Origin of the sequence: Bradyrhizobium elkanii USDA 76 (assembly GCF_023278185.1) — a bacterium.
In the GTDB taxonomy this organism is placed as follows: domain Bacteria; phylum Pseudomonadota; class Alphaproteobacteria; order Rhizobiales; family Xanthobacteraceae; genus Bradyrhizobium; species Bradyrhizobium elkanii.
Window position 1 is genome coordinate 60,241 of the sequence record NZ_CP066357.1, and the last position, 22,316, is coordinate 82,556.

General features: G+C 59.9%; 18 protein-coding genes and 3 pseudogenes. 7 read left to right on the plus strand and 14 right to left on the minus strand.

Annotated elements, in window-relative coordinates:
- Nucleotides 1-123: 123 nt before the first annotated feature.
- Nucleotides 124-807: pseudogene (locus tag JEY66_RS43315) on the plus strand (IS110 family RNA-guided transposase); the annotation flags it as partial.
- A 22-nt stretch (nt 808-829) separates the two neighbouring features.
- Here the strand turns inward: JEY66_RS43315 and JEY66_RS43320 are convergent.
- From JEY66_RS43320 to tnpA, 4 genes are all read right to left on the minus strand, one after another.
- Nucleotides 830-4,066: a C48 family peptidase gene (locus JEY66_RS43320; RefSeq protein ID WP_157183502.1), complete on the minus strand. Its 3,237-nt coding sequence runs from the start codon at nt 4,064-4,066 to the stop codon at nt 830-832.
- A 533-nt stretch (nt 4,067-4,599) separates the two neighbouring features.
- Nucleotides 4,600-6,198 (minus strand): IS66 family transposase, encoded by a 1,599-nt coding sequence (gene tnpC, locus JEY66_RS43325; RefSeq protein WP_018270215.1) that lies wholly within the window; start codon nt 6,196-6,198, stop codon nt 4,600-4,602.
- Between the two features lie 100 nt (nt 6,199-6,298).
- Nucleotides 6,299-6,652 carry an IS66 family insertion sequence element accessory protein TnpB gene (tnpB, locus tag JEY66_RS43330; RefSeq protein WP_018270214.1) on the minus strand — a complete coding sequence of 118 codons (354 nt, stop codon included), beginning with the start codon at nt 6,650-6,652 and terminating at the stop codon, nt 6,299-6,301.
- A complete protein-coding gene (gene tnpA, locus JEY66_RS43335; RefSeq protein WP_035693717.1) occupies nt 6,633-7,073 on the minus strand; it encodes an IS66-like element accessory protein TnpA in 441 nt (146 codons plus the stop codon). The genes tnpB and tnpA overlap by 20 nt, the downstream gene beginning before the upstream one ends.
- Nucleotides 7,074-7,171: 98 nt before the next feature.
- Between tnpA and JEY66_RS43340 the strand changes: the two genes are divergently transcribed.
- A protein-coding gene (locus JEY66_RS43340) for an IS3-like element ISRj2 family transposase (protein WP_086023025.1) occupies nt 7,172-8,301 on the plus strand; the annotation gives its coding sequence in 2 pieces (ribosomal slippage) (nt 7,172-7,424 and nt 7,424-8,301; 1,131 coding nt in all).
- Nucleotides 8,302-8,336: 35 nt separating this feature from the next.
- On the opposite strand, the gene JEY66_RS43345 is transcribed toward JEY66_RS43340, so the two are convergent.
- Together JEY66_RS43345 and JEY66_RS43350 are read right to left on the minus strand one after the other, a co-directional pair.
- On the minus strand, nt 8,337-8,795 hold the full coding sequence (locus JEY66_RS43345; RefSeq protein WP_018273936.1) for a hypothetical protein: 459 nt from the start codon (nt 8,793-8,795) through the stop codon (nt 8,337-8,339).
- Nucleotides 8,792-8,998: a hypothetical protein gene (locus tag JEY66_RS43350; protein WP_018273937.1), complete on the minus strand. Its 207-nt coding sequence runs from the start codon at nt 8,996-8,998 to the stop codon at nt 8,792-8,794. The genes JEY66_RS43345 and JEY66_RS43350 overlap by 4 nt, the downstream gene beginning before the upstream one ends.
- A 1,358-nt stretch (nt 8,999-10,356) precedes the next feature.
- Between JEY66_RS43350 and JEY66_RS43355 the strand changes: the two genes are divergently transcribed.
- The gene (locus JEY66_RS43355) at nt 10,357-11,700 is read left to right on the plus strand and encodes an IS1380-like element ISBdi2 family transposase (protein WP_018272321.1); all 1,344 of its coding nucleotides are present in this window, start codon (nt 10,357-10,359) and stop codon (nt 11,698-11,700) included.
- Nucleotides 11,701-11,825: 125 nt separating this feature from the next.
- On the opposite strand, the gene JEY66_RS43360 is transcribed toward JEY66_RS43355, so the two are convergent.
- From JEY66_RS43360 to JEY66_RS43375, 4 genes and pseudogenes are all read right to left on the minus strand, one after another.
- Entirely contained in the window at nt 11,826-12,731 is a 906-nt protein-coding gene (locus JEY66_RS43360; protein ID WP_248887637.1) for a helix-turn-helix domain-containing protein, read from the minus strand.
- Between the two features lie 90 nt (nt 12,732-12,821).
- Nucleotides 12,822-12,995, minus strand: a complete 174-nt coding sequence (locus tag JEY66_RS43365; protein WP_018273939.1) for a ribbon-helix-helix domain-containing protein — start codon at nt 12,993-12,995, stop codon at nt 12,822-12,824.
- Nucleotides 12,996-13,157: 162 nt separating this feature from the next.
- Nucleotides 13,158-13,346 (minus strand): annotated as a pseudogene (locus JEY66_RS43370) (hypothetical protein); the annotation flags it as partial.
- Nucleotides 13,347-13,724: 378 nt separating this feature from the next.
- Nucleotides 13,725-15,068: an IS1380-like element ISBdi2 family transposase gene (locus JEY66_RS43375; RefSeq protein ID WP_166342054.1), complete on the minus strand. Its 1,344-nt coding sequence runs from the start codon at nt 15,066-15,068 to the stop codon at nt 13,725-13,727.
- Between the two features lie 268 nt (nt 15,069-15,336).
- Here JEY66_RS43375 and JEY66_RS43380 point away from each other — a divergent pair, with 268 nt between their 5' ends.
- The 3 genes from JEY66_RS43380 to JEY66_RS43390 all read left to right on the plus strand — a co-directional run bounded on the left by JEY66_RS43380 (nt 15,337) and on the right by JEY66_RS43390 (nt 18,056).
- Nucleotides 15,337-16,248: an NF038122 family metalloprotease gene (locus JEY66_RS43380; protein WP_018273633.1), complete on the plus strand. Its 912-nt coding sequence runs from the start codon at nt 15,337-15,339 to the stop codon at nt 16,246-16,248.
- 349 nt (nt 16,249-16,597) lie between these two features.
- Complete coding sequence (locus tag JEY66_RS43385; RefSeq protein WP_141382220.1) at nt 16,598-16,834, plus strand: hypothetical protein; 237 nt, start codon at nt 16,598-16,600, stop codon at nt 16,832-16,834.
- Nucleotides 16,788-18,056, plus strand: coding sequence for an HNH endonuclease signature motif containing protein (locus tag JEY66_RS43390; protein WP_018273634.1), 1,269 nt, complete (start codon nt 16,788-16,790; stop codon nt 18,054-18,056). The genes JEY66_RS43385 and JEY66_RS43390 overlap by 47 nt, the downstream gene beginning before the upstream one ends.
- 3 nt (nt 18,057-18,059) lie before the next feature.
- Here JEY66_RS43390 and JEY66_RS43395 read toward each other — a convergent pair whose 3' ends face one another.
- Together JEY66_RS43395 and JEY66_RS43400 are read right to left on the minus strand one after the other, a co-directional pair.
- Complete coding sequence (locus tag JEY66_RS43395) at nt 18,060-18,641, minus strand: regulator of G-protein signaling domain-containing protein (RefSeq protein WP_018273635.1); 582 nt, start codon at nt 18,639-18,641, stop codon at nt 18,060-18,062.
- A 629-nt stretch (nt 18,642-19,270) separates the two neighbouring features.
- Entirely contained in the window at nt 19,271-19,912 is a 642-nt protein-coding gene (locus tag JEY66_RS43400; RefSeq protein ID WP_141382222.1) for a hypothetical protein, read from the minus strand.
- A gap of 147 nt (nt 19,913-20,059) precedes the next feature.
- Between JEY66_RS43400 and JEY66_RS43405 the strand changes: the two are divergent.
- Nucleotides 20,060-20,572, plus strand: a pseudogene (locus JEY66_RS43405) (transposase); the annotation flags it as partial.
- A 343-nt stretch (nt 20,573-20,915) separates the two neighbouring features.
- On the opposite strand, the gene JEY66_RS43410 reads toward JEY66_RS43405, so the two are convergent.
- A complete protein-coding gene (locus JEY66_RS43410) occupies nt 20,916-21,155 on the minus strand; it encodes a hypothetical protein (protein WP_026193370.1) in 240 nt (79 codons plus the stop codon).
- On the minus strand, nt 21,152-22,288 hold the full coding sequence (ftsZ, locus tag JEY66_RS43415; RefSeq protein WP_018273655.1) for a cell division protein FtsZ: 1,137 nt from the start codon (nt 22,286-22,288) through the stop codon (nt 21,152-21,154). The genes JEY66_RS43410 and ftsZ overlap by 4 nt, the downstream gene beginning before the upstream one ends.
- Between the last annotated feature and the right edge of the window lie 28 nt (nt 22,289-22,316).

Below are 22,316 nucleotides of genomic sequence, written 5' to 3' on the forward strand. Positions count from 1 at the left end.
AAAAAACCTGGTCCATGGGTTGTCGCGCACTTGAGAGTGGTGACGCCATCCGGCGATCCCGTTTAGGAATCTGACGAATAGCGCAGCCCAGCCCTTCCGCCGCCGTCAGCAGGAGGATTAGAGATGAACCCCAAAAGATCGAAGTCGAAGAACGGAGGTAAGATGCAGATGGTGCACCCGGACGCGGCTGCCATCGACGTCGGAGCGACTATGCACATGGCAGCCGTGAGGGCAGATCGCGCACCGGAGCCAGTCCGCAGCTTCGGTACCTTCACGGCTGATCTGCATCGGCTAGTCGACTGGTTTACTGAATGCGGCGTCGAGACTGTCGTCATGGAATCGACCAGCGTCTACTGGATTCCGATCTTCGAGCTTCTCGATGCCCGGGGATTTAACGTGTTTCTTGTCAACGCGCGCGATGCCAAGCACGTGCCGGGGCGCAAGACCGATGTCAGCGATGCGCAATGGCTGCAGCGGCTCCATTCATTCGGGTTGCTGCGGGCCAGCTTTCGGCCCAAAGGGCAGATTGCCGAGCTGCGAGCCTGCGTGCGTCAGCGCGAGCGTCTGCTGGAGTACGCGGCCTCACACATCCAGCATATGCAGAAGGCCTTGACGGAGATGAATCTTCAGCTCCACCACGTCGTCGCCGACATCACCGGCGCGACCGGCCTGCGTATCATACGCGCGATCCTTGCCGGCGAGCGCGATCCCGAGGCGCTGGCGTGCTTGCGCCACTACAGTTGCCACTCCAGTGCCGAGACGATCGCGAAGGCGCTCACCGGGAGCTACCGCGCCGAGCATCTGTTTGTTAGGAGCAGTTGACCCCTTATCAGCCCCTCAGTCGGGTTTGCAGTGCCGGCCGACTGACGCTGAGGTTGCTAAGGTTCTGCAGGCCTCGCTGGCCTGCCACCAACCCCCTAACCAGCGCTCGCGTGCCGTCCACGACAAAGACGCCGCAATCCCAGCCGTTCTGCTGCTGGGCCATGCCGGCTTGCACCGAGTCGCCGGGGAGGCCCAGCCTTCCTGCCAGATGGTCTGCAGACGTCTCGTTGAATCCCCAGACGGAATCGTAGTGATAGGCAATCGGCGAGTTCCGGTCGCGACGATCAACGAACAGCAGCGACCAATGATTCCCTTGGCAACGAGGATCTGTAGGATCGGCGTCGTTCACTGGCAGGAACAGGAAGTCGGCTGTATCATTACCGTTGTCATCATAGACGATGCGCTGCAATGCGAGTTCCACGACGGTATCGTTGGGAGAGCGCAGCAGATTATGGGCCACAGTAGGATCCACCAACCGCGTCCGGGCGGCGATATCCAGGGTGGGGATATCCAGAGGGTGCCTCAGCAAATCCTGCTCCAGAAGCTGGTAATCCCTGAGGATATGCTCGTCGCCCAGCCATTGCTCGTCGTCGAGCACCAGCCCGCGGGACGAGGCTGTCGGATTCAACGCCACGATCTGAGCATCGGCGGATGTGCTCGGAAACACCGGCACAGAAACAGCATCGTCGCGCAATGGGGACAGTGTGGGCGCAGTCAGATCAATGAATGGATCAAGAGCACCATAGTTGTCTGAGCGAGCCCTGGCAGAGGGCGCTGGCGCAAAGTGAGCATCGTCGCGCAAGTCGGACGGCGTGAACGTAGTCAGATCAACCAATGATTCAAGACCGCCGTAGATGTCTGACGGAGCCCTGCCGGTTGATGGTGAGGCCGGTTCTTGCATCTGCCGCCGCGACAACTCCTCGCACGCCAAAGCTTCATCGTCCGAGGAGGCTGGCACCGGAGAAAGCCCCTGCGGTGAACCGGGCTGTCGATCGCCCTGGTGATGACCCGGTACTGTCCCGGCAAACAGCGGCCGAAAGTCAGGCGTCGGGACGAGGTCGTCACGCAACTCGAACGGATTCGGATGAACCATTGCCTCAATCCGGCCCTCCTGCCGGCTCGGCAGGAGATTGCGCCCGGTCATCTCGTCCAAGGCGCCTTGGTGATTGTGCGGCCAGTTAAGGGGATGGACGGCCTCTCTGGAATCCGGTGCCTGGGGATGGCTCGCGCTTGTCTCGCGAGACGGCGGTGAGGCGGCCTCGTCCGCGCCCCCCCAAAGCAGATCCTGATCGTAATTTTCCGCTGGAATGACCACTGGCGAACTGACAGCTTCCTGCGGAGCACTGTGCTGCGCGGCGGCGTCCCATGGCCGTGCGCCCACCTGGTGGATGGGGGCCTGCATCAGCACGCGGCCGCCTGAATTGCCGTTTCCGATCAGCATCCCCTGAATTGCGACCTCTTGCGGATTATCTAGAGTCCTGGGCCTCTTCGCTGGTCTCAGTTCCGCTGTGCCATGCTCATCGTTAATGAGAACCTCCTCGCTTGGCAGGAAGTTGCTCCACTCAAGCGCCCCCATCAGCTCGTGCGCGGCCTGTTGGAGGTCGCGGTGTCCGCTCAAGTCAGGAAAGGACTCTGCGGGCTCCGGCGCATGGTCGTCGCGCACGCTTGGCTCGAGAGCCGACAAGGGGCCGGATTGATGATCCCGCGGTCCCTGAGTCTCCTCCGGAAGCTCTTGTTCCGGTGGCAGAAGCTCTGGATCGTCAGCCATGATCGGCGGCTCGTCGGCCTCATCATCCAACAGCTGCCGAAGCTCCTCGGGATCGACGTCTACCATCGGCGACTGGGTAGCCTCACCTGCGCCCTGCTGAGAGCCGCCTGCGCCCGAAGCCCCCTCCACCGAGGGGCCTGAAGCCTTCGCCTGACGATACTCACGAAGCGCTTTCAGCCCGCCGTCCAAGACCATTTTCCACCCGACGTTGCGAAACAATCTGTCCGCGTTGGCACGTAGGGCTACGTGATCGAGTGCAGAAAGCGAATCGCCGTCAAGCCCTAGCTCTCGGGAGAATTTGCGAAGCGCCCAATCGTAACTCTGGGCGGTAGTCGAACTCAACTTGTTGCTCTCAAGGGCGTGGCTTATGGCGCCCTTAATAAGCCCTTCGTCACCATCGGCAGGAGGAAGCGGTGGGCGCCCACCAATAGATGAAGCGCCCGGAGCGTTGGGGGCACGATGTTCTCTAAGCGCCCCCACCGCGGCCCGCATGAGTTTATCACCCTTGAAGATTTCTTTAGCATGGGCGAGCAAGAAAGCGTCGCTACTCCCGTCAAGCGATAGACCGCGCTCCCCGAGATCATTCGCCAACCTGTTAAGATTGCGCGTATAACCGTTAGCCACCGCGTCTTTCAGCTTCCGACTTGCAATAACGCCCTGAGCCACCTCCCTGATAAGCTCCCGGTCGCACCCAGACACATGGGGATAGACAGTGGATGCTTTTTGGCGCTTGCGCACGGGAGCTGGACGGGGAACGCGCCCCGTCGACCGCCAGGTCCGGAGATGGTCTAGTGCCAATATGAGATCACTGTTTCCGTTGTGCTGGAACACATCACCGCCATCGGTCAGCGAATTGTTGTCTAGCCGAGCAACAATGCCCATCTTGTTATTTACGCAGAGCCAGCGGCCAAAGCTAAGAAGAGGACCTACAATCCTCTGGACGAAGGATTCGGCGAGCTTGCCCTCGATGAGGGCCTCCCTAAACCCCAAAACAACGAGAGCATCCTTGGAATAAAGAGGCTGTTTCCTTTTTGTGCCCGCTATTGAAACCAGAGTTAACTGAGCCGGCTGCGGGGCCGAGGCGCCAGGCATTGCTCCACCACCTCCAACTGAATTGGCGACCTCGCTCAGCTGCCGCTCAATGGCAACGGCTTGCGGATAGTCTGGGGTCCTCGGCCTGTTCGTTGGTCTCAACTCAGCTGTGTCATGCCCATCTTTGATGAGAACCTTCTCGCTTGGCAGAAGGTTGCTCCCGGCGAGTGCACCTATCGGTTCGACCGGGGACTGCTGGCCGTCGCTAGACACATTGGGAGGGGTCCCGCGGTCCGGCATCGCGGTATCGGCCTGGCGCGCCTCGTGCAATTGCTGCTCAAAGGCCTCTTGCCCGGCTTGGCCCGCCTGCTGCTCCTGCAACAGGTCGTGCTGCACCTGCGACGAAGCTGTTACGTTGGTTGGGTCATAATTGTGTCGGTCCACGCTAGCCTCGCATCTACAGAATCATCTAAGCAGGTATCTTACTCGGTTACGCGGCGGAACGGCGCATGGCAGCGGCAATCAGGATTGTCGCGCCATATCCCTCCGCAAAATCCCTCAGTTTGTCTCACAGGCCCTGACGGCGAACACCGCAGGGGCTCCTCTTGGTGGCGGACCGAGTAGACGAAGCACCATTGTGTTGAGGTTCTGCACAATGGCGGCGAGATGAAACTCGTCGCGGGCGCCGAAGGCGCATTCGCCAGGCTGACCTTCAGGTGAGCTGTGGCTGATTTTGGGTGACGCGGCCTGATCAGGCGGCGTGGCTTTCAGTGTTCGGAATGACAGAGCTGGCCCCGCAAATTCGGACAGTAGCTTGAGTGGATTTTCTGCCTGACAGCGGCGAGGATTCTTGCTGCGAATCAGGGTAAGCGCGTATTTTACCGCACAGGCTACGCGCGCGGCTGGCCGCGGCGTCGCGTGACGCCGGGCCCCAGCAGTGTCATCGGAACGGCTTGGTTGACCTGAGCGTTCGAACGTCAGCCGCTATTCTCAGCTGGCAGGTTTTTTTGAGCGGTGCAGTTGAACGGCAACAGATCTTCGATATCGGCGTCTGGCGCGCGCTGGGGCAATTCGGTGAGCGCGTGACGTAGCCATGCATAGGGATCGACGCCGCATGCCCGGCATGTCAGCACCAAACTGTAGATCACGGCGCTTGCCTTGGCGCCGGCAACGGTGTCGCTGAACAGCCAACTTTTTCGTCCGGTGCAAAACGGCCTGATGTCGCGCTCCAGAACATTGTTATCGATCGGGGCGAGACCGTCACTGGTGTAACGGGTCAGATAATCCCATTGGTTGCGCGCATAGGCGATCGCCTTGCCGGTCAAGCTTTCGGGGAGGACCTTCGGCGCCTGGTCGTCGAGCCAGGTCCGGAAGGCGGCCAATACCGGCAGGCTATGCTGCTGGCGCAGCCGCAAGGTGTATGCGGCGCGCGTTTCGTCGTCGGGCGGCGTCTGGCGCGCCACCCTCTCGACCTCATACAACGCCTCGAAGAACTTGAGCGCCTGCAATGGCGGACCGCCGGGCGTCTTCCTGGCCTTGAGCGCATCGGTAAATTTCCTGCGCGCATGCGCCATACAGCCAAGATGGGTCGCGCCTGTCAGCGTGCCCCAGGCGTCATAGCCGTCGCTCATCAACAAGCCGCGATAGCCGGCCAGGAAGGCCTGAGGATGTTCCTGGCCGCGACCGGGCTGGTAATCGAACAGCACGACCGGCTGCGCGCAGTCCTGGCCGCTGCGATAGGCCCACATGAAGGATTTGGCCTGCGCATCCCGGCCGTCCTCTTTCAGAACCTGGACCCAGGTTTCGTCGCCGTGGACCAGGGGCTGCGACCTGAGCTTTTGCTGTAGCGCGTCATAGACCCGATGCAGATGCAACTCGCTCGCCCGGATCACCCAGTTGCCCAGCGTCCCGCGGCTGATGCTGACGTCGGCGCGCCCCAGCGCGTCCGCCACACGGTACAGCGGCGTGCCGTCGACGTATTTGTTGGCGAGCACCAGCGCCAGCGTCGATGGCGTGGCGACGCTACCCGGCAGCGGCTGCGCCGGCATCGGCGCGGTCACGATCGGGGTGTTCAGCGCGGTGCGCTCGCAGTGACGGCAGGCATATTTGAACCGCACATGTTGCAGCACCGACGCCTTCACCTCGACGTGCAACTGCTCGGTGACGGTCTCGCCCATCCGATGCATCCGATTGCGGCAGCACGGACAGTCCTTTTGATCCTCACCCAGATCATGTTCGACGCGTTGGCGCGGCAGATCGTCAGGCAGCGGCTTGCGGCCGCGTGTCTTCGGTGCCGGCTTTGGAGCCTCCGGCAATCCCGTGTCCGGCACGGCGACCGCCTCGACATCGTCGTCGTCCCGGCTTTCAGCGGCGGCCTGCTCGGCTTCGTTGAAGATGCGCTCCTTGAGCTTTTCGCTCTTCGGCGCGTAGCGGCGCAAGCGCTCCAGGCGCAACTGCTCCTCAAGATGCAGGACGCGTTGCGCGAGTTTCTCGTTCTCCGCCTTCAGCGCCGCGAGCTCGGCCGCGTGCGCCGCGATCAAGGCTTCCAGCTCGTGCGTCGTGGGCCTGCGACTCATCGTAGTCTTGAATCGAAGTCATGCCGCCGCGTCAACCGAGTTCCATGCGGTGGCCGGCGTCATCCGATAGCGCTGATGACGCCGCCCGCATCGAACACGCTCAGCCCACGCTGTGATATTGCCGCACCGGATGACGACGCACCGCCGCGATGTTGATGCCGTCAAGCAGCCAGTGCAGCTCCTCCGTCGTCAGCGTCAGCACCGCCTCCTGACTTCGGGGCCAGTGGAATCTGTCGGCCTCCAGCCGCTTCAGCAGCATCCAAAATCCTGACCGGTCATAAATCAGCAGCTTGATCCGGTCGCGGCGACGATTGCAGAACGCGAACACCGCGCGCTGGAACGGATCCAGCCCCATCGACTGCTCGACCACGATCGCCAGGCTGTTGATGCCCGCCCGGAAGTCAATCGGTTCGCGGTGAAGGTAGACCCGAAGATCAGACGCCAGCCGGAACATCGCAACGCCCCAGCGCTTCAATCACCGCCGACAGCAACTGCGCGTCGCCGCCTTCCAGCGAAAGCGTCACGCCGTTGGGCATCGATGCCGTCAGCCGCCCTGCACAGGATCGCTCCGTCGCGCAAACCGCGATCGCGCCAGCAGATCGAGTTGGCGACGGCGACGGCGCGCGAACCGGAACAAAGGCTGGCGCAATCGGCGCCTCCGGCTGGCCATCCCCGTTCTGACGTTGTCGCTTGGCCACCCATTTGCGCAGCAGGTTCGCGTTCACGCCGTGTTGCAACGCCAGCCCCGCCAGCGACACGCCAGGCTGCAGACAGGCCTCGACCAGCCGCTGTTTGCTGGCCGGATCATAGCGACGCCGCCCATTGCGCAACACGCCGACCGTCTCAAGTCTCAAAAGTTCTTCTGGAGTGATCATCGATGGTGTCCACCTCGTTCATGGTGGACACCTCATCCCATCCCCGCGCTCAACTGCATAGGTGCGTAGAAAGGAGCGCTTACGAATCAGGAGCGAAGATGACGAAGAAGAGCCGCCGGACGCATTCTCCGGCATTCAAGGCGAAGGTTGCTTTGGCTGCGGTCAAAGGCGACAAGACACTGGCGGAGCTGGCGCAACTGTTTGATGTTCATCCGAACCAGATCACGATCTGGAAAAACCAGCTCCTGGAAGGCGCCGCCGGCGTGTTTGGGCATGACAAGACATCGGCCGAGACGCCGGTCGATTTGAAGGCGTTACATGCCAAGATCGGCGAGCTGGCGTTGGAAAACGATTTTTTGTCCGGCGCGCTCACCAAGGCGGGCCTGCTGAGCGCAAAGCGATGATCGACCGCGGTCATGATCTTTCTATCGTGCGCCAGGCGAAGGTCCTGAAGCTGGCTCGCAGCACGGTCTACTATGAACCTCGGCCAGTTTCGGCCGAGGACCTTGCCTTGATGCGTCGGCTCGATGAGCTGCATCTCGATTATCCCTTCGCGGGAGCGCGTATGCTGCGATCGTTGCTGCGGCGGGAGGGGGTATACGCCGGTCGCCGCCACATCGCGACGCTGATGAAGCGCATGGGGATCGAGGCGGTCTATCGTCGCCCGAACACGAGCAAGCCGGCTCCGGGTCACAAGATCTACCCGTACCTGTTGCGCGGATTGAAGATCGAGCGGCCCGACCATGCGTGGGCAATGGACATCACCTACATTCCGATGCGGCGTGGCTTCGTCTATCTCGCGGCGGTCGTCGATGTGTTCAGCCGACGGGTCCTGGCCCATCGCGTCTCGATCACAATGGAGGCGGCCTTCTGCGTCGAAGCGGTCCAGGAGGCGTTGGCGAAGCACGGCAGGCCCGAGATTTTCAACACGGATCAGGGCAGTCAGTTCACCAGCCTCGAGTTCACCGATGTGCTGCTGGACGCGAAGATCGCCATCAGCATGGACGGCAAGGGCGCCTGGCGCGACAACGTGTTTGTCGAGCGGCTCTGGCGCACGGTCAAATACGAAGAAGTTTATCTCCGCGCCTACGACAGCGTGTCCGAGGCGCGAGCGTCAATTGCCAAGTATCTGGCCTTCTACAATCAGGGACGCCCTCACTCGAGCCTTGACGGGCGCACGCCCGACGAGGCTTACTTCGGCACGCAAGCTATGGTGATGGCCGCATGACCGTCGCCGACGGTTTTGTCGTCGCTCTGGTCGGGCTACGCCCTCCCGACGCAACGACAAAACCGTAAAGCCCCGCGTTCAGCATAACCCGGCAGGAATCCACTTAAATCCAGCGGGGCGCTGTCCAAACAACCGGGGCCAGCTCTGCCGGTGTATCGAGCAACGGCATCAGTGATGCGGGCCTGTTTCCGGCTCGCGGCGACCTCCGCGCGGTAGCGGTCGGTCAGATTGCCGGCAGGCTGATCTTGGCTTCGCTGGCTACTGGCGAAGAAACGCTTGCCCGCATCCGCGTCGGCATGAAGTGCTCGCAGGGCATCGATCAGCGGCTTGCCCTCAAACGACACAACACCGTGGCCGATCACGATTCCGGTTTCGAACTTCGCTGACAAGGCGTCTACGCCTTCAGCGGTAAGGTCCGGCAGACCATGTTGTTGAAGCAGCCCTTTCAGCACGACGCTGGCGTTTGTCTGCCCTTTGACCATCAGGACGCTCATTTGCTGGCACCGTCCTTCAGGACAGATGGTTCCTCGCTCGGGCAGGCGTTATCCAATGCGGCCAAGAGCGCGCGACGCACCCAAGAGGATTTGGCGATCAACTCGGATTTCGCCCGCTGCTCGATGGCATCGGCGAGGGAAATGGGCAGCACGACGCCAATCGTGCGGGTGCGCTCGAATCTAGCGCGGTCTAAATCAATCATGTTGGTTCCTTCGCAAACGGATATCGGCCCGGCGCACCGCGTGAGCGGTCCAGGCGAATTGTCGGTGCGATCGTGTTGAGAGGGGCTAGAATCGCAAAGGCCGCCCGGGTGGATCCCCGAGACGGCCTTCGCGCAAGCTATGCACTCTTGTACTCACATATTCAGCCGCTGTCAATTCGTGTTGGAAGCTCCAACTCTCTGCGAGGCAATGTCAGAGATTTACAGGGACTTTCAGATGAGCGATTTAGCCTACAAAACATGGGTATTTTGCATCATCCGCCTCCGAGGCATGCAAATCCGATCTTTATGGATCGGGCAAGGCCCGGGCGATCGAACATCTCCACCATCTGCCTCAACGTCGGCTCTGCGACCGATCGAAAGAGGTTTGGACTCGGTTCTCTTTCGTTTCATTGATGGGTTCAGTGTTGGTTCATTGATAGGCTAGGCGGCACGTCGTTCCGGTGGTACCGGCACCACGTTCCGGTGCTACCGGAAAGAGATTCCGGTGGTACCGGCACCACATGCCGCTGGTACCGGCACCACGTTCCGCAGGTCCGTAAATCGTCTGTAGTGGTCACCCGTGCGTTTTGAGCCGTGTCCGCTGTCGCGTAGCGGTCATCTCACGGCAGCGCATGCACGGCGCTGTGTGCGGCCTATGGATGGGTTCAATGTTGAGTGGGACCGGCTACCTGTTGGAGTGCCGGTCCCTCGCTTTGATCAGCAGCTTAGAACGGCGGATCATTCGCCCAATCGATGCCGCCGACCTTGGGCTCCGGCCGTTCATGGGGCGCGGAGCGGGCGGGCTGATCGGCCTGACATGACAACCAGTCGTCCAGATACTCGGAAAAGGACATGACCTTCGTTCGGTCGACCGGTTCGCGCTGGTCAACTCCACGTTCTAACCCGTCTTATTCGCGAGAGGGCGCCTGAGAGGCTGGCGAGCGTGGTGTAAAGCGCTGATGCGGCGTAGGATTCGGTTGTGAAGCCAACCCCATCACCTCAACCGCGAACGCCACGCCCGCCATGACCGATGATACGATTTCAGACCACTATCGAGAAGCAAGAATTCAACACAAATAAAACCTCTGCCTCGCGCTCGATCTCTTCATGCTTGATAGTCTCGTTTCGGAGGCTGATCACCTACCGCGTCTAATAGGCCGCTCGCGCCGGTTTCTTTGGACGCGGCACGACCGCGACTCCACGTTTCGGCACAGAAATGATCGGGAGTCACTCAATCTTTCTTCAACTTAACCCGTCTTATTCGTAAGAGTGCGTCTGAGGGGTAAAGCGCTGATGCGGCGTAGGATTCGGTTGCGAAGCCAACCCCATCACCTCCAACCGCGAACGCCACGCCCGCCATGACCGACGATACGATTCCGCCCTTCTCGTTTCCAGCCGTTCACGCCAAGAAAGTCACAGCTGCCTTCGATGGTGGGCGCCTAACCTCGAACGGGGGCGTGATGCTTCTGGCGATGGCCGAGCGGCGTCTCGGTTTGGCCAACAATCTGGCCCGGGTGTTCCCGGATCGGCGCGATCCGACGCGGGTCGTGCACAGCCTTGTCGATATGTTCCGCGCGCGCATGTTCGCGATCTGCTGCGGCTACGAGGACGCCGACGACCTCGATCATCTGCGGTCCGATCCCGCATTCAAGCTGGCCTGCGGACGGCTGCCGGACACGGGCCGCGATCTGTGTTCCCAACCGACGCTGTCGCGGCTGGAGAATGCTCCGCGCCTGCGCGACGTGATCCGACTGACCTACATTTTGGTCGACGCATGGATGGATAGCTACCCGCGCGAGCCGGCATCCGTCACGCTCGACATCGATGATACCTGCGATGTCGTCCACGGCCATCAGCAGCTCTCGCTGTTCAACGCTCATTATGACGAACGCTGCTTCCTGCCGATCCACGTCTACGACACGGAGAAGAGCCGGCCCGTGGCCGTCGTGCTGCGGCCCGGCAAGACGCCGGGCGGCGTCGAGGTGCGTGCCCATCTGCGCCGCCTGGTACGGCATATCCGGACGCGATGGCACAACACGCAAATTACGTTCCGTGGCGACGGGCACTATGCCCGGCCGGAGGCAATGGCGTGGTGCGAGACCAACGGCATCGACTACATCTTCGGTCTGTCCGGCACCAAGCCTCTCGCCAGAAAAGTCGACGAGGTCGCCGACGACATCCGCACCCGACGCGCCATCGAGAACCTGCCGGTTCTGCGTGGCTATACCGAGACGCGCCACAAGGCAAAGTCCTGGGATCGCGAACGGCGCACCGTCGCCCGTATTGAGGCGACGATGCTCGGCCTCGACATCCGCTTCGTCGTCACCAGCCTCGATGTCGGCTCGGCCGAGTGGATCTACGACAGCCTGTATTGCGCGCGCGGCCAAGCCGAGAATCTGATCAAGCTGCATAAGACGCAGCTCGCCTCCGACCGCACCAGCTGCCGTTCGGCGCTCGCCAACCAGGTCCGTCTCGTGCTCCATACGGCCGCTTATTGGCTGATGCTGACCGTGCGCGACGCCATTCCCAAAGTCCGGGAATTGGCCGCTGCCGAGTTCGCGACGCTGCGTCTTCGGCTCTTGAAAATCGCCGCCCGTGTCGTCGAGACCACGAGCCGCATTCGCCTTGCGTTTGCCGCGGCATGTCCCGAAGCCGACCTGATCTGCGGCTTGCCCGGCGCGCTGCTGCCGCTCGGTCCTTGACCGGCGGGGCGTCCGCCCCCGTTCGCCCAACCCATCCCTCAAGCGCGTTGCAAAGTACCGGTCGTCAGGCGGCGAAAAGCCGAAGGCAATCCTGTGCGCCTCGTCAGACAAGATGTGCGGCCGCATCAATCGGGCCCAAAAGCCGCACTCTCACGAATAGGACGGGCTAGGTCGATGTCCTGAAGCATCATGACGAAGTCCCCGGCGCCTGTGCGATGATCCATCGCTTCAACGGCTCGAAATTGGTGCCACACAGACTCATCTTCCCCAGGGCGCGCACCGAATGTACCCCAAACGCTCTTCAGGAACTCGAAGCGTTCGCGTTGCGACATGTTGCGATAGTTTACCGGCACTGCTGTCTCCATCGGCTCATCACCGGTCAGAGGGCTATCGGCGCGGCAGCCGGTGTGTGTGTCTTTGAAGATGGGTTCAGAAGCGGGGTAAGAAGAAGAGTCGGGTGAACCGGGTTCACTGTTTACGTGCGTGCCGTTCACCGTTTCATGTGTCGCGTTCACCGTTTCTTGTGCGCCGTTCACCGTTTCCTCAGAACAGTGATCGCGGTTCACCGTTTCCCGTTCACCGTTTTCAATTCGGCCAAACTCATTCCATCCGTGGAGGAAGTACATGTTGGATTTGTTCCGGCCGCCTCCGCCACCCCGGTCTTTCTTGCCGGATGCGCGCTGCCCGGCGGACCTCTTTACGGTCAGGGCTTTCTTTTGTTCCAGCTTAGCGATGTTCTCGATGACGGCGCGGCGAGTGCAGCCGCATTCGGCCGCCAGACGATCGAATCCGGGATAAGCGTAGCCCCACTTCGACCGCTCGCTACCGAAACCCTCATTCGTCGAGTCGATGAGGATCGTCATGATGTCTTTCTGGAGCCTCGAATAGAGTCCCGTGACATCACGCTGGACGGCGCGATTGAACTTCCATTTGTTGCCGGCCGTGATCTGGATTCGCACGCCGTCCGGCGAGGTGATGACGGAGTTGGTATTGCTGTCGGTGCGATTGTTTTCGCGGGATTTGTGTGTCATAGTCTTTCGTGATTGTTGAACTGATTAAGCCCCTTGGCGTTGGCGCGCCTTGGGGCTTTTGCTTTGCTTAACGTCGCTGTGAGTTGGTGTTTACGTCGCGTCGCGAACGGCCCTCTCAAGAACCTCGCGGGCGAAGTCACTGCGAGATCGACCCTGACTTTTCGAGACGCGATCGATCTCGAACTTGAGCGCCTCCGGCATCACAAAGCTGGTGGTGATGCCATTCTCCAGCACGGGCGGCCGGCCACCCTTGTTTCTATGCATTCGATTTTCTCCATGATTTAGACGCAAAAAAAACCGCCGGGCGGATTGCCGGGCGGCTTGTACACTTCGGTGATGTTGCATTTTTCAATAGCTCCATATGGCCAGGACGTCAATAGGTCGCGCCGGGCGATGCAAGACAAACACGCCCGTTACTCCTATTCGCTAAGCGGCGGCCTGCATGTCGTTCGTTTGTGCCGGCCGGTCTCCAATAAGGCTTTCACGACCGGCCGAGTGAGCGGCTCTGTGCGAGATCGCGGGAGCTGTAATCCAAAAAGTTGGCGCAAGCCTGTCGTACCGCGTCGCTACGCGACGGCACTGTTTGATCCTGTTGAAGAACCGCTCCACCCGGTTGCTGAGCGCGGTAGAGGTATGAGCAGATCGGATCTCTACCGAAGTTGGACGGCGAGGGTGCGGCGGTCGAGCTGCCAAGAAAGATAGTAGCTACGCAGGGTTGCATACTCAACGAAGGCCATTGATAATGGCCGGAAGTCTTAAATGATATCTAAGGCGCCTTGGATCGCAGGAGGATTGCTCGTGCAGGTTATGAAGGTGATTGCTTTAGCCCGTCCTATTCGTGAGAGTGCGGCTTTGGGGCCCGATTGATGCGGCCGCACATCTTGTCTGACGAGGCGCACAGGATTGCCTTCGGCTTTTCGCCGCCTGACGACCGGTACTTTGCAACGCGCTTGAGGTATAGGTTGGGCGAACGGGGGGCGGACGCCCCGCCGGTCAAGGACCGAGCGGCAGCAGCGCACCTGGCAAGCCGCGGATCAGGTCGGCTTCCGGACAGGCCGCGGCGAACGCAAGGCGAATGCGGCTCGAGGTCTCGACCACACGGGCGGCGAGCTTCAAGAGCCGAAGACGCAGCGTCGCGAACTCGGCAGCGGCCAATTCCCGGGCTTTGGGAATGGCGTCGCGCACGGTCAGCATCAGCCAATAAGCGGCCGTATGGAGCACGAGACGGACCTGGTTGGCGAGCGCCGAACGGCAGCTGGTGCGGTCGGAGGCGAGCTGTGTCTTATGCAGCTTGATCAGATTCTCTGCTTGGCCGCGCGCGCAATACAGGCTGTCGTAGATCCACTCGGCCGAGCCGACATCGAGGCTGGTGACGACGAAACGGATGTCGAGGCCGAGCATCGTCGCCTCAATACGGGCGACAGTGCGCCGTTCGCGATCCCAGGACTTTGCCTTGTGGCGGGTCTCGGTATAGCCACGCAGAACCGGCAGGTTCTCGATGGCGCGTCGGGTGCGGATGTCGTCGGCGACCTCGTCGACTTTTCTGGCGAGAGGCTTGGTACCGGACAGACCGAAGATGTAGTCGATGCCGTTGGTCTCGCACCACGCCATGGCCTCCGGCCGGGCATAGTGCCCGTCGCCACGGAACGTAATTCGCGTGTTGTGCCACCGCGTCCGGATATGCCGTACCAGGCGGCGCAGAAGGGCACGCACCTCGACGCCGCCCGGCGTCTTGCCGGGCCTCAGCACGACCGCCACGGGACGGCTCTTCTCCGTGTCGTAGACGTGGATCGGCAGGAAGCAGCGTTCGTCATAATGAGCGTTGAACAGCGAGAGCTGCTGATGGCCGTGGACGACATCGCAGGTATCATCGATGTCGAGCGTGACGGATGCCGGCTCGCGCGGGTAGCTATCCATCCATGCGTCGACCAAAATGTAGGTCAGTCGGATCACGTCGCGCAGGCGCGGCGCATTCTCCAGCCGCGACAGCGTCGGTTGGGAACACAGATCGCGGCCCGTGTCCGGCAGCCGTCCGCAGGCCAGCTTGAATGCGGGATCGGACCGCAGATGATCGAGGTCGTCGGCGTCCTCGTAGCCGCAGCAGATCGCGAACATGCGCGCGCGGAACATATCGACAAGGCTGTGCACGACCCGCGTCGGATCGCGCCGATCCGGGAACACCCGGGCCAGATTGTCGGCCAAGCCGAGACGCCGCTCGGCCATCGCCAGAAGCATCACGCCCCCGTTCGAGGTTAGGCGCCCACCATCGAAGGCAGCTGTGACTTTCTTGGCGTGAATGGCTGGAAACGAGAAGGGCGGAATCGTATCGTCGGTCATGGCGGGCGTGGCGTTCGCGGTTGGAGGTGATGGGGTTGGCTTCGCAACCGAATCCTACGCCGCATCAGCGCTTTACACCACGCTCGCCAGCCTCTCGGGCGCCTCTTACGAATAAGACGGGTTAGTTTTTGCGTTTTTCGTGCCGGGAGCGCCGCGCGAGGGTCTTGCACAAAACGCGATCAGTCCAACGGTTTCTTCAGCTCGGTTCGCGTGTAATTTGAAGTGGCTGAAGATATACTTTCACTATCGAAACGGATTGCCTGCAGAGGTGACCAATATACTTCAGTCGGTCAGTAATTATTACAACTGCCAATTTACCGAAGACATTACCGTCCACATCAATTTCGATTATCAGCCGCTCGCCAGTGGCATCTTGGCGCAAGCGTCCCGTGACACTGTTATGATGCCTTATAAATCGGTTCGTTCAAAACTTCTGAACAAGACAAACTTTGAAGCTAAGCTCATGCAGCTTCATCCCGTGGATGACACGATTTCGCTTTTCAGCACCGGGGGAGTCCGAATTGTATCGCAACTACAATTAACGAGGGCGAATGCGAAAGCCCTAGGGCTTCTTAATCCGAATGATGGCGCGGAGGATTCCGCGATCACGTTTTCGAGTAGCTTCGCTTGGTCCTTTGATGAATTTCAAGGAATTCCCAATACCTATAGCCTCTTCTCTGTAATCGTTCACGAGGTGGGTCACGCATTGGGATTTGTAAGCGGAGTCGATTCGAGCGAAGTTCCGACCCTCCTGGACGCTTATAGGCACTCCGATGAGAGCCTGACTACTGGCCGTCCCTCGATATCGTGGCTACCAGATGAGCGTGAGCCAACCTGCGACGTGCCGAAGTATTTCTTTACAAGCCCTATCGACATGAATCCGAATAGCAAGACCTGTGTCCTTGCTGGTGGCTGTAACAAGTTTGTCGAGTATTCGAAAGGCAAAAAGAACGGTTGCGACTCGCAGGGGAGCCACTGGCGCGACGGTCAAAACATTGGAATAATGGATCCGACCTTCGCGCCACAAGAATTCAATGGCCTATCGGGAAACGATATTCTTGCGTTCTTCTACATGGGCTGGACTCCGTCAGACATCACCATCCTTTACAAACCGGGTCAGCTGCCGGGTCCGGTATTTGATTGCTCAGCGCCCGGGGCGAACTGCGTTGAGTTGCCCTGAGTTTGGCCGCAATGGGAGCACGGACGACCTCGGGCGCGTCAAAGCACGCATGGCGAACTCGGGGGCCCCTGACGAATAGCCGAGCGGCCTGACAGCGAGTGGCATAACGACTATGATGCCGATGCACGACCAAATATAAAACGCGAGGTTTCGTTCGCGCCGAAAAGCTCAAGCAGGAATGGCCGGTCTCCCTGACAAGACATCTTTAGAGCTGAAGGCTGCTTGAAGTTGCAGCATGAAAGGAGAAGCCGTGGACGCCGCCGCCGGAAGCCTAAGTAGGCCGCAAGGTCATTTTCGGCCTCATGGCTCGGCGTGAACGACATGAAGTGCACGCTCGAAGCCCCGCATCGTGTATAAGAAAAAGCCCGCCGTTCTCATGATGAACCAGAGCGAGCCGCGCCGATTCGCTGCCTTGGAAGATACCGCCGCTGGGGTGATGCGCACGCGGGCAACGCCGAAGCCAACCCATCGCAGCAAGAAAGACCGCAAAGCTGACCTGGTCGGGCAGGGGCTCGGCACCGCGCTGGATGCGGGAAGAGATGAAGTCGCTGAAGTTGAAGCCCGACGCATTTTTGATCAGGAATAGCCGCGTGAGCCGGATCGACCGACAGCAGCCCGGCATGAGGGCAGAGCCTGATAGCGGCACCAACAGGACCGACCTTGCGCTAATTAGCCTCGGCGTCGCTACGACCAAGGCCTTAAAGCTCAGGGAGGCTGGCCACACGGTCACCAAGCTCAAGCAGATGACCCGCGCTGAGCTGATGAAGCTTGGGCTGAACAAGCTAGTCGTTCACAATATCCTGGGAAGCGGCCGCCCGCCTGTACCTCCCAAGAATCTGATCGAGGTGTTGTATGCCAACCGCTTCACATGCTGTGTCTGCCGAAAGCAGAAGCGTGGCGTGATTGTCCATCACATCAGGAAATGGTCCGAAACGCGCGATCACGGGATGGACAATCTGTCCGTCCTCTGCACGCTCGATCACGCGAAGGTCCATACTAAGAGCGAGCTGACGCAGAACATCGATGAAGCGGCTCTCCGCGGCTTCAAGCAGCGGTGGGAATCTGACATTGCCCAGATGGATGCCGAGGCCATCCTCGATCAATCGCGCCAGCATCATGACGCGTGGGTCTACTTCAATCACCAGCGGCTCTTCAACCTAGCCGTGCAGAACAAGGTGAAATTCAGTGATCTCGACGCTTTCGAGGTAGCCAAGAGGCAGCAGCTCTGTGACAGAAATGGCTTTCTTGTGCCCCGGAACCTCGATACCGGCTGGATGTACAATGACGGCTACGGCCCCGTTCTCTATGCCTACGTCCGGGACGTCCTGCACGCCACGCTTGAGAAGATGACCATCGCCAATATCTCCGACGACCTGGAGAGAGGCGTGCTGTCGGCTCTACTCAAGCCCGGCGACTTCATCCTGGTGCAAGGCCTGCACAGCTTCGCGAAACAGAACTCGGTAGACAAGGGTCCTGGGCAGACCACTGATGGCATCAGGAAGGCAAACAGCGTGAGCGTGGAGTTCACGCTCGACCGGTTCGAGGCCACGTCATCTTCAGCTCACGGTCGTTGGGTTTCCGGCACCGTGGACGTGAGCAGCGTGATCCGGGTTGGCACGACCATGTCTGAAGGGGGCAAATTGCGGATACAGGGGACCGTCCTCGCTATCGCGATGGGGTTCTCCGGGTTCAAGACGCGGGAATACGCCAGCTTCCCATATCGCGCGGGTGTCTATCGAGTCGACGACTTCGACGAGGACGACGATTCCTGGCTGGACGACGATGACGATGATGACGACGAGGAGTGAGCCTTACTTCTCGATCAGGCTGATGGTGTAGTTGGTCTGCTCGATCGTATCGAACAGCTTGAGGCCGGATTTCTCCAGCAGCTGCTTGAACAGGTCGTCCATGTCCTTGTAGGCCGTCATAATAGGCTCGTGGGTCAGCGCCTTCTGCCAGTCGGCTTTCAGATTATCGATGATGTTCTGCTGATCGCGCGTTGCGCTGGTCACGTTGTCGTACCGGATCTCCGCCGGCTTGCCGTGGGCGAGGGTGTCTCGCAGGTTCTTCATGGCCCGGAATGAACTCAGCGGCCGGGTCTCCCAGACGATCGGCATCTTGAAGGCGTTGAACACCACGGCGACCTTGCTCTCGATCGGGTCGCGCTCGACGTAACCCTTGACGCACTTCATGCCGAAGAAATTGATGTGCGCCTCGTTGGTGAACGCAATCGAGGTCGCGCAGGCGAGATAGTCGAAGGCTATGCCGGTTCTGTCGCCTGACTCGATCTTCTTCTCAATCTGGCGTTTGAACCAGTAAGCTGAGTTCGCGAGATGGTTATGCAGGTAGACGTCAGCCTTGCCGGTGACCTTGGCCTTGAGATCCTTGTCCATTTCCCGCCCCTTTATACACCCAAGCCAACTTGGCCGTTTTCGGCGCAAAGCGTCTCCAACTGGAGGCCGAGATCAAGGTGCTGGGCTTCAAGCCGGGCGAAGGCAAGGCATCCACCTTCGGTCTTAGTCAAGTTTCGCAGCCTCCGCGACCCGACCAAGACGTGGGCGGGCCGTGGTGCTGAAGGCGCGCGGTGTTGATGAATTGCTGTTGGAGCTCGGCCGGCCAAACCTTGTCCGCGCGTTCGCTCTTGTAGAGCCGTTCAAACGTCGGGATGGGGTGGAATTTGATGCGGCGCTTTGCCACCCTCGAACACTGTCACCTTCAACGAAGTACTTCGCACCTTGAATAAGGGCGCAGCTTCACCATCGCGTTAAACCAGCCGAAGTTCATCACCGCGCGGAAGATACTGTTGCACGCTAAGGTCATACGTCGTCGACCGCGGCAAAATAGGCATCCGGTTCCGATGTGTCGGCCCCGATCTCATCGCAGAGGATTTTCGTCCCTTGGAAGTGCACGTCGCATCTTACTAGATTCCTGCCCAGCAACGGTTTCATTGCCAATGAGTAGACAGAAGGATTACCTGGGAAACGGCGAAATCGCTTTTCAGGCACCCTGAACTCGGAGGCCGTCATTTCTGTCGAACGGTGAAATGAGTTGTTCTCCACGCGGTAAAAGTTGATGGGCTAACCGGTTTGCCTCTACCTCTTTTTAGGGGGCGGATGACCTTACTATCCGGACCTAATCTCTTCGCGATATTCTTCTTTATCAAACTCTCCAAGTCGAAGTTCTCACCACCAGAAACAATCACGTCGATAGCGGCTGGCGGCGATGTTAGGTCCCACAGGTAATTCAAGATGACCTCGGATCGATCGCATATGCAGCCGTGCGTCCAATCTTTTGCCCGCTGCTTTCCATGGATGTAGTCGCCATGATCGGTTCCGCCCGTTGGATTCAAGCGGGCCCGAATCGTGCCCCACTCGACCTGCATGTTGTAGGAATTACCTTGATCGTCCTGCACGGCCCGGCCGACTTTCTGAATACCAAAGAATGGCTTCAGCGTTCCGTCAGTGTTCGCTTGGTTCGTCTCTTCACCGCCACTAACGTCGAGTCGCAAACGGTATTTGCCATCGTCCATCGGATTGAATGAATTGCCGCCAGAAAAAGCGGTCGATTGTTTTATGACCGTTGTGCCTTCTAGTAGAGTTAGATCACCAGTCACTCCGTTTTCGGAGTTCGTCGCTAATTTGACGAAAGTAATCTTAAGCGTCATGACTGCGCTCCTTGAACACTAAAAACACCTACGCAGGTATTACACTTGGCGGGAGCCGCTGAAATTGCCTCCCGGTAGTCCAAGTTCGGCGATAAGTTTTCGCCGAGTACGCAAGGTGGGATCCGAGGGCGTTGGGCGTTTTCCTTACGCGCCATCGAGAACCTGCCGGTTCTGCGTGGCTATACCGAGACCCGCCACAAGGCAAAGTCCTGGGATCGCGAACGGCGCACTGTCGCCCGTATTGAGGCGACGATGCTCGGCCTCGACATCCGTTTCGTCGTCACCAGCCTCGATGTCGGCTCGGCCGAGTGGATCTACGACAGCCTGTATTGCGCGCGCGGCCAAGCCGAGAATCTGATCAAGCTGCATAAGACACAGCTCGCCTCCGACCGCACCAGCTGCCGTTCGGCGCTCGCCAACCAGGTCCGTCTCGTGCTCCATACGGCCGCTTATTGGCTGATGCTGACCGTGCGCGAGGCCATTCCCAAAGTCCGGGAATTGGCCGCTGCCGAGTTCGCGACGCTGCGTCTTCGGCTCTTGAAACTCGCTGCCCGTGTGGTCGAGACCACGAGCCGCATTCGCCTTGCGTTTGCCGCGGCATGTCCCGAAGCCGACCTGATCCGCGGCTTGCCCGGCGCGCTGCTGCCGCTCAGTCCTTGACCGGCGGGGCGTCCGCCCCCCGTTCGCCCAACCTATCCCTCAAGCGCGTTGCAAAGTACGGGTCGTCAGGCGGTGAAAAGCCGAAGGCAATCCTGTGCGCCTCGTCAGACAAGATGTGCGGCCGCATCAATCGGGCCCAAAAGCCGCACTCTCACGAATAGGACGGGCTAGTTTCTGATCAATTTAGCAATGTCAAAGGCTTGGCGCTACCCGATTGGAATGGGCGGTACAATGCCGCCTGCAATGGACCGTCCGTGGAAGCATCCGAGAACCGGTATCTATCAGCTCCGAAAGGCCGTTCCGAAGGACCTTCGTAAGCTCGTAGGAAGGCGCGACGAGGAGGTCAGCCCTGAAACGCGCGATTAACGATAAAGATGATCTGTCGCCCGTCTTCCTCGCCGGGCGGAGCATCGTCATAGGGCCTGATCCGATTGCTGATGACGGTTGCGCTCTCAATGACCCGCGAAGCGATTTCCTTGAAAGACAGATCATCGTTATCAAGATAGGCCCGTCCCGTGGCCCAAAGCCTTGATGTGTCCCATTCCATTTTGCTGGGCGGTCTAATAATCCGCGCTGCCTTCATATTCCAGATCGGTGTTGCCGATCTCCCTTCGGGGAAGCTGGCGGTCGGCGGTTAAATGGCGGCGACAACCGTGCTGCTATGCTCGATATGTCGGAGACGCGAGGGCTATCGTTGCGCGGCCGGCCGGCGAGTTCCGAAAGGGAGCTCTCCGCGCTTTCCGCTGGTTGCGCCTGGCCGAGATTATCAATGCCGGTCCCCACCACCGAGACGCGCACCGTACCTTCCAGCTGCTCATCAAAAGTGGCGCCGATGATGATATTGGCATCCTGGTCTGCCTCTTCGCGAATGCGGCTGGCGGCTTGGTCGATCTCGAACAGTGTCAGGTCCTTGCCGCCAGTAATAGAGATGATGAGGCCACTGGCTCGCTTGAGCGAGGGGTCCTCAATCAATGGATTGGAAATCGCGGCTACGGCGGCCTTGAGCACACGCGATGGGCCAGAAGCCTCGCCCCTGCCCATCATCGCCTTGCCCTTTTCGCGCATGATCGAGAGAACGTCGGCAAAATCGAGATTGATCAAGCCCTCCTTGACTATAAGGTCGCTGATGCAGGCCACACCCGAATGGAGCACTTGGTCGGCCAGGGCGAAAGCTTCGGCGAAGGTGGTCTTCTCGTTGGTCACTCGAAACAAGTTTTGGTTTGGAATGATCAGCAGGGTGTCCACCGTTTTCAGCAGATCCGCGATGCCGGCTTCGGCAAGGCGCATTCGGCGCTGGCCCTCGAATTGGAATGGCTTTGTGACAACACCAATGGTTAGAATGCCAAGCTCACGTGCAGTCTTGGCAATAACAGGCGCCGCTCCGGTGCCGGTGCCGCCGCCCATGCCGGCGGTAACGAACACCATGTGTGCGCCGGTCAAATGATTACGGATGGCATCGGTTGCCTCTTCGGCCGCGGCGCACCCGACGTCGGGCTGCGAGCCGGCCCCGAGTCCTTTAGTCACCTGGGTACCCATCTGGATGCGGCTCTTGGCCTTCGACATCGTGAGCGCCTGTGCGTCTGTATTGGCGACGACGAAATCGACACCCTGCAAGCCGGCCGCGATCATGTTGTTGACGGCATTGCCGCCGGCGCCGCCGACCCCGAACACGATAATGCGCGTTTTCAGCCCGCGAACATCGGTGATGTTGGTCATTTTCGGCCTCACGATTGCGCCGGTAAGC